Here is a 7,046-nt window from a genome sequence, read left to right on the forward strand (position 1 = left end):
TCGCTAATTGGCCGACCAGTCTGACAGTTGCACCGAAGACTGCTGAATTTGCTGCCGCCATACACCGTCACCAACCACGGTGGGTTTAAGCAGAATAACCAGCTCTTTTTTCTTTTCTACCTTGCTGATACTGGTAAACAACTTACCCAGTATTGGTATAGCGCTAAGCACCGGCGTGCGTGACTCACTGTCGCTGGTAACGGTTTGCATTAAACCGCCAATAACCACTATTTCGCCGCTGCGGGCACGGATAATGGTATCGGACTCACGGATATTGCTTTGTGCCAACGGCAGGATCACTTCGTCGTTACTGAAACGGATGGTTTTACTTTGCTCCGCTGTTTCCGTTACCGAGGGATGCACATGCAGGATCACACTACCATTCTGGTCAATTTGCGGTGTGACATCCAGCGCGATACCGGAGAAAAACGGCTGCAAAGAGATATTCGGTGTACTGATAGTGCCGCCCACACCGGATATGGTATCGCTGCTGATGTTAGTAACAAAGTATTCGTCCTGGCCGACTTTAATTACCGCTTTTTGGTTATTCATTGCGGTAACCCGCGGGCTGGACAATACCTGCGCATTACCCTGAGTTTCCAGCAGGCTAATTACACCGTTAAAATCGGCATTATTAAATGAAATGGTGGTAATGCCACCTAAAGAGTTGCTGATAGCATTACCGGTCGCCCCGGCAGTGGTGCCGAAATTAAAGCCGGTACTGCGCAGGTTCATAATGGCGTTTTGCCAGTTGATACCTTGCTGATACTCATCATTGAGGGTAACTTCAATGATCTTGGCTTCCAACACCACCTGACGTTGCAGGTGTTGCTCAGACTGGCCCAGATAAGCTTTTACAGCGGCAATTTCTTCCGGCATACCCCGCACGGTAACCAAGCCAGCTTGTGGTGTTACCACTACCATACGTTGCGGCCCGTTGCCCAGCACCGTACTGACGGCTTTTTCCAGATCTTTCCAGAAGTCGGTCTGGCTTTCACTTTTTATCGTGCTGCCGTTAAATTGCTGTTGGCCGGATTGGCCCTGGCCATTCTGATTGTTTTGGTTATTGGCCCGGTTGTTGTTCTGGTTATTGTTACTATTGTTGTTGCCGTTATTCTGATTGTTTTGATTGTCTTGCGACACGCCACCGGAATTTACCGCAATGGAGGAAAAGCCATGGCGCTGCAGCATCAGATAATTTACGGCAATGCTCTCGGTGCGCAGCCCTGCCGGATACACTTTATACACCAAGCCTTGCAGGCGGATATCAAAACCATACAGTTGCTGCACAATGGCCATGGTTTCGGCCAGCGTAACTTGCTTTAACTGCAGGCTGATATCGCCGCTGACACCCGGGTGCAATACTACGCTATAGGGTGTATCTGTAACCAATGATTGAAAAAAATCCACCAGATCTGCCTGTACCGCGGCTACGTTAAAGCGTGGCAACTGCGGCTGCACCGGGGTATAGCCGGCGCTGAGTAAATCTTGTGTTACTGCTGCCGGCACCGGCGGTGCAGCTTGCGCTTCGACATGATTATGTTGCGCGGCTTGGTGCAAATCTTGTTTAGCTTGCTTTGGCACCGTAGTGGGCGTAAAGGCCTGGCAACCGGCCAGCAGTGCGCTGCTGCATAGCCACAGTATTTTGTGTCCTGACTTATTCTTCATATTGTTTTATCGCTGTGTTAAGTAACGGCAATACCCGCTGTTCACCATTTAATTGCAAAACCACCTGTGCCTGCTGAATGTCTGCTACCCGATACTGCTCAAACCGATCTCCCTTGCGTACCAACTGGCCGTTTATCAACGCAACCAGCCCCTGTTCAGTATTTTTAATCAGTTGCAACCGCAAGCTGGCCGGCGCTACAGCACTTTGTGCCGCCCTGCCGTCAATGTGCCAGCCGCTGGCCGGCCTGGTAGGATCAGCCTGCAACGGGCTACTTAGCAGCAAGGCTAAACTACAAACGAATAAAATCTTCATATTCACTCACTGTGCTCAGCTTTAACGACAATTCTGCCTGAGGATACTCCAACACGCGATACTCCAGCCCGGCGCGGTTTACCAAGCCGGGCAGTTGCTCAATACGTTGCAATACTGCATACAACTTAGCGTAACTGCCGCTCATTACCAGCGTAATGGTATGCTGATATAACAAGGCAGCTTCATCATCAGCCTGGCCTGCAAGCCTGACCGGCTGCGCCGGCGGGGTAGACAAGCGGGTTACCTGCACACCGCTGCTGCTTTGCAGTATGTTTTGCAGCAAGCTGATCATTTGCTCTGAGCCGACAAAATGGGCAGCACTTAGTCTTATTTCGCTATTAAGTTGCTGCTCTTGCTGTTGCAAGCTGGTTATTTGCTCCAGATATTTTTGGTCCATATTAACGCTGAGTTGGCGCCTCAGGGTATCGGCCCGCGCTTTAGCGTCATGTTGTTGCTGTTGCAAAGTGCTCAGTTGCTTTTGCCCTTGCTGAGCAGCCAGCAGTACCGGCTCCAGCAGATAAATCAGCAATAACCACAGCGTAAGAAAGATGCTCCCCAAAGACAGCAGCAGTTTTTCCCGTCGCTGCAACTGACTGAATTTGTCTGATAATAGCTGCCATTGCGTCACAAGCCGGCTCCTTGTTGGGCTACCAGCTGAAAGCTTACTGCGCTCTGTTGCGGTACCTGCAACATATTAACCTCGCTAAAGCGCTGCCCTTTGAAATAGCTGAGCTGGCGTAAATCTTCCAGCCATAACGGCACTTTGTCCGGTTGCAGTGAAATACCGCTGAAGCTGCTGTGCTGTTGCTGCAAACTAAAAGCAGTTAACCACAGCTCCTGCCGGTCTATCTGCAGCAAATGCGCAAATACCGGACTGTACAGTTGGCCGGCTTGTTGCTGCTGTTGAGCAAGGTAGCCTAACAGTTGCTGCTTTTGCCGCACCCTGTGCTGCACCTGTTCATACTGTTTTATCAGTTCTGTTGACGGCTGACGTTGCTCCAATGCTTGTTGGTACAACAGCACTTCCTGTTGCTGCACATCCAGTTGTTGCTGCTGTGCTGCAAGCTGTGCTGTCAATTGTTGTTGCTGATGTTGCAACCAAAACCAGGCCGACAGCAACAGCCCAACCAGCAACAGCCAGGCAGATAATACACGCTGCAAGCTGAGGCGATCCGTTACCGGATAAAGCAGCGGTTGATACAGGTTTACCTGCTGTTTCATGCGGCCGGCCCCTTTATCTGTGCGCTAACCGCGGCCACTGCGGGCCAGCAGCGTAACAGCTCGTTGTCGTTTAGTGTTGCGGCCAATGGCAGCGGTTGTAACGGTTCAACACGATTAAAACCGCTTTGATTGAGTAATTCCGCCATGACCTGTGGCGCCGTCATCAGTAAGCGGATATCGCGTACCGGCGGCTGTTTCAGCTGGCTTTCGAAATAATCCATTGAACGCTGCAGTTCCAGCTGCAAGCGATCCAGGGTGCCATTGCGTAAATCTGCTTCGCTGTTTAGATGTAACTTACTGAAACCACGGGTGCGCCTGGAGAAATACAGCAAGCCATCACGCACAATTTGGATCAGCACTTCCTGCTCCGGCTGATGCACCACCAACATGCAAGCCTGAGTACTTAGCGGCAGCAGTTCCGTGGCCAGCCACTCTTCCGGCTGTATTGACACTATTGCCGGGCCGGCGTTGTTTACGGTATTAACCAACTGCTTTAACCAGGCAAGGCTGGCCACTACCACATTAATTTTAGCCTGTGCGGTATTATTACCGGGCAAATCAATGTAATCCGCGACGATATCTTCCGGCGCAATACTAACCAGATCTTTTACCTGCCAGGGCAATGCCTGCAGCATTTCTTCAGCAGCAACAGCCGGCTTATCTAACTGCACCAGCTGGTAGAAATCGGCTGCAAGAATAATATGCAGCCGGCTATGCGCCGGTGCTACGGCCAGCGCTTCAAGTAATGCAGGCTGCCAATTACCGACACTAAAGTTGATGGTTTTACAGAGCTTTATCCGGGTCTCTTTCAGCTGTACCAGCGTAAGACTGCTGCTGCACAGATGCACAGCAAACAGCGGTTGTTCACCCGGTGCTATTTGATTGAGGCGTTTTATTATTTTTCTCAGCATAGCGCTGCCATTCCCTCCGTTTGTAACGCTATACTAGCGGCTATTCCTTTGGCTGTCATGCTTCTTCCCATGTTGTATTCATCTGAGATTCAGTTACCGGCAGCGCGGCAACGCTGGCAACCTTTAAGTCATACTTTGTTGTTACGTCATCAGGTACAACTTTGGATCTGTCATCTGGAAACCGACCTTGCTGAGGTGTCCGGCAATAAATGGTTAAAACTAAAATATCACCTTGCTGCGGCTCAGCATGAAGGCATGGCGGGCGTTTTTACCTTCGGCGGCGCGTTTTCTAATCATCTGTGTGCTGTTGCCGCTGCCTGCCGACAACTGGGGTTAACCAGCATGGCTTATGTCAGGGCGGATAAACCCGATCCGGCCAACCCGACGCTGCGGTTTTGCCAACAGCAGGGTATGCAACTGCATTTTGTTGATCGTAACAGTTACCGACTGCGCCACCAGAGCGATTTTATCCGCCGGTTACAACAGCAACACCCAAGACTGTTAATGGTGCCGGAGGGCGGCTCTTCTGCCGACGGTGCCCGGGGGGTGGCCGGGCTGGATTTGGCCACCACACCGGACGGCCCCGCCGATACCATTATTTGCGCTACCGCCAGCGGTGGAACCCTGGCCGGTATTATCAGCCGCAACGATGCCGCAGTACTGGGTATTGCCGTGGTCAAAGACCCGTCATTGCCCGATAAGGTACTGCAGCTACTGCCGGCGCAGCAGAGTTTAAGCCGCTGGCAGATTAATACCGACTTTACCGGTGCCGGTTACGGCCGTTTCAGCCCGGAGTTGCTGCAGTTTTGCAGGGACATGGCACAACAACGCCTGTATGTTGAGCCGGTTTACACCGGTAAGGCCCTGAACGGACTATTTTCGCTGATTGCAGCGGGATATTTTCCGGCCGGCAGCCGGCTCAGCTTTTTCCATACCGGCGGCTTGCAAGGCCTGAAGGGCATGCATTATCGCGGTTTGATCACAGCGGCTGACCTTGCGCTATTATCTGGTTTAACGGCTGGCTGAAATAAAAGCCCTGGCCGCCGGCAATGCCCAACTTTTGTAATGTCAGCCACTCATCTTCCAGTTCTACGCCGGTAGCAATCACTTTCACGCCTTTGCCGGCGTAGCCGGAAATCAGGCCGCGGACAAACAGTTGCTGCTCTAAATGTTGGTTAATATTGCGTACTACCGAAGGATGCAACTTTACCGATTCCAGCGGCAATTCATCAACATAGAGCGCATTGTCGATAACTAAACCAACCTGATCGACAATAAGAGTAAAACCAGCGTTATGCAGCTTTAACAACCGACTTTTTAACTGCTTATAATGTTTCAGTAAATGATGCTCGGAGATTTCCAACGCCAACTGCTGTGGTTCCAACTGACCACTAAGTAACATATGATCCAGCCATTCACACCACTGTGGCTCGAGTAACGACTGAATGCTGATATTGACACTGCAGCGGCTGTAAGTGCGCGAATCTACTGCGCACAACCGCGCCGTTTTTACCAGTACATGCTGATCAAGCTGCCCGGCCAGGCCACAGTTATACGCCATAGGCAGGAAAATAGTGGCCGGAATGTTCTGACCATCACTGGTTTGCAACCGCACTAATACCTCGTGCTGTAATACATCAGTATCCTGCCAGGAGAATACCGGCTGAAAACTTAACGCAAACCGATGCTCCTGCAATGCTTTGTTCAGCTCTGAGCGCCACCATACCGAACCTTTCGCGGCCGGTTTATCATCCTGGTGCACGTACCCGTAAGCTGCATTAGGCCCATGCAACTGCGCAGTTTTAAGTGCCATATCGGCTTCTGACAAAATTTGATACGAGGTTTGATCGCGCTGATAGCCGGCATAGCCGATATGTAATACGTCTTGCCCGGCACAATCGGCAAAACAACTGGCACGGCTTAACAAAGTCGCCATTCTGTCACCCAACTTTTCCATCTCTTTACCGCTAAGCCCGGCCACCAGAAACACCAGATCGTTGTCAGACAAACGCGCCATAACGGTATCAGTGTAAGCTGCGGCAATACCATGCAGAATGTCGACACAACCTTTTAGCCGCGTCAGTTGTTTAATACCGGCTTGCCCCGATTCCGGATGACTCAGCTGAATAATATACAAAGCACCATAAGCCACTTCAGACACATCGCTGAGGTAATGCTGCAGCTTACTCTCGAAGAAAACGCGGTTACCAATGGCCAACTCATGATCGATTAAGCCCTGCACCCGCACCAGGTGCCTGACTTCCTGATCCCGTTTCAGTAAATGGTTAATCCGCTCTGACACTTTAGTCAGCGCTATACTGGGTGCAATACCTGTGCGGCTGTTAAGTTCAACTTTCTCCTGCAACATACGGATAGTTTTATCTAACTCAATAACTTCGCTGGTAAGTGCGCTGCGTCGGCGGCGAAACAGCAGCATCAGTGGCAAAAACAGCAGAACAAAAACCGCATTTAACGCTAAATAAAACCAGAGGCTACGCCCCGGCAGTAAGCGTTTATCGACAAAAGCAAAAGCATCACCGATATTCAGTGCAACATAGTCTGTTTTAGCAGGTTCGGCTTGCATGGTTAAACCATTTTCGGCTGTTAACGTAAGCCAAAAAGGTTGGTTTTGCGGTAATGCAGTTTGCGGGTGAACCAGCTGCACCAGCTGAATAGCCTGTTGCTGCATAGCATAGCGCTGAGCAACAAAATGTGACAAGTTAAGGATCAGTAGAAACAGCAATAGCGCTAACAGCTGCAGGCGACGCGTCCGGTGCTCGAATAAATGCAGTAATGACAAGGCCAACTCCTTTTGAAACAGCTCTTAGTGTTAATCTTTGTCCGGCATTTGTCGAGTTTTTCAGCAAAAATTTGTGTTAGCGCAAAGCAAAAAGCCCGGCTCTTGCGAGTCGGGCTTTGCTTAATTGGGAGCC

Annotated in this window: 7 protein-coding genes; 1 reads left to right on the forward strand and 6 read right to left on the reverse strand. The window is 50.7% G+C overall.

Translation table 11 applies throughout. From position 1 onward, the window contains the following. Positions 1 to 3 precede the first annotated feature (3 nt). From mshL to ACTZWV_RS19525, 5 genes are read right to left on the reverse strand one after another with little or no spacing between them, the layout of a single operon-like run. The gene (gene mshL, locus ACTZWV_RS19505) at positions 4 to 1,668 is read right to left on the reverse strand and encodes a pilus (MSHA type) biogenesis protein MshL (RefSeq protein ID WP_444788155.1); all 1,665 of its coding nucleotides are present in this window, start codon (positions 1,666 to 1,668) and stop codon (positions 4 to 6) included. Then, positions 1,658 to 1,981, reverse strand: a complete 324-nt coding sequence (locus ACTZWV_RS19510) for a hypothetical protein (RefSeq protein WP_444788156.1) — start codon at positions 1,979 to 1,981, stop codon at positions 1,658 to 1,660. The genes mshL and ACTZWV_RS19510 overlap by 11 nt, the downstream gene beginning before the upstream one ends. Next, positions 1,959 to 2,609 carry a hypothetical protein gene (locus ACTZWV_RS19515; RefSeq protein ID WP_444788157.1) on the reverse strand — a complete coding sequence of 217 codons (651 nt, stop codon included), beginning with the start codon at positions 2,607 to 2,609 and terminating at the stop codon, positions 1,959 to 1,961. Before ACTZWV_RS19515 ends, ACTZWV_RS19510 begins: the two co-directional genes overlap by 23 nt. Then, the gene (locus tag ACTZWV_RS19520) at positions 2,606 to 3,202 is read right to left on the reverse strand and encodes a PilN domain-containing protein (RefSeq protein WP_444788158.1); all 597 of its coding nucleotides are present in this window, start codon (positions 3,200 to 3,202) and stop codon (positions 2,606 to 2,608) included. Before ACTZWV_RS19520 ends, ACTZWV_RS19515 begins: the two co-directional genes overlap by 4 nt. Next, a complete protein-coding gene (locus tag ACTZWV_RS19525; RefSeq protein ID WP_444788159.1) occupies positions 3,199 to 4,113 on the reverse strand; it encodes a hypothetical protein in 915 nt (304 codons plus the stop codon). The genes ACTZWV_RS19520 and ACTZWV_RS19525 overlap by 4 nt, the downstream gene beginning before the upstream one ends. Before the next feature lie 69 nt (positions 4,114 to 4,182). Between ACTZWV_RS19525 and ACTZWV_RS19530 the strand changes: the two genes are divergently transcribed. Continuing rightward, a complete protein-coding gene (locus ACTZWV_RS19530; RefSeq protein ID WP_444788160.1) occupies positions 4,183 to 5,139 on the forward strand; it encodes a 1-aminocyclopropane-1-carboxylate deaminase/D-cysteine desulfhydrase in 957 nt (318 codons plus the stop codon). Here ACTZWV_RS19530 and ACTZWV_RS19535 read toward each other — a convergent pair. Continuing rightward, positions 5,093 to 6,913 (reverse strand): EAL domain-containing protein, encoded by a 1,821-nt coding sequence (locus ACTZWV_RS19535; protein ID WP_444788161.1) that lies wholly within the window; start codon positions 6,911 to 6,913, stop codon positions 5,093 to 5,095. The genes ACTZWV_RS19530 and ACTZWV_RS19535 overlap by 47 nt on opposite strands. Between the last annotated feature and the right edge of the window lie 133 nt (positions 6,914 to 7,046).

It is taken from the genome of Rheinheimera sp. NSM, assembly GCF_052380015.1.
GTDB lineage: Bacteria > Pseudomonadota > Gammaproteobacteria > Enterobacterales > Alteromonadaceae > Alishewanella.

What these genes read in the sequence shown, in the direction of transcription:
- ACTZWV_RS19525 (WP_444788159.1), bottom strand. Translation starts at nt 4,113, where the DNA reads ATGCTGAGAAAAATAATAAAACGCCTCAATCAAATAGCACCGGGTGAA.
- ACTZWV_RS19520 (WP_444788158.1), bottom strand. Translation starts at nt 3,202, where the DNA reads ATGAAACAGCAGGTAAACCTGTATCAACCGCTGCTTTATCCGGTAACG.
- ACTZWV_RS19530 (WP_444788160.1), top strand. Translation starts at nt 4,183, where the DNA reads ATGTTGTATTCATCTGAGATTCAGTTACCGGCAGCGCGGCAACGCTGG.
- mshL (WP_444788155.1), bottom strand. Translation starts at nt 1,668, where the DNA reads ATGAAGAATAAGTCAGGACACAAAATACTGTGGCTATGCAGCAGCGCA.
- ACTZWV_RS19510 (WP_444788156.1), bottom strand. Translation starts at nt 1,981, where the DNA reads ATGAAGATTTTATTCGTTTGTAGTTTAGCCTTGCTGCTAAGTAGCCCG.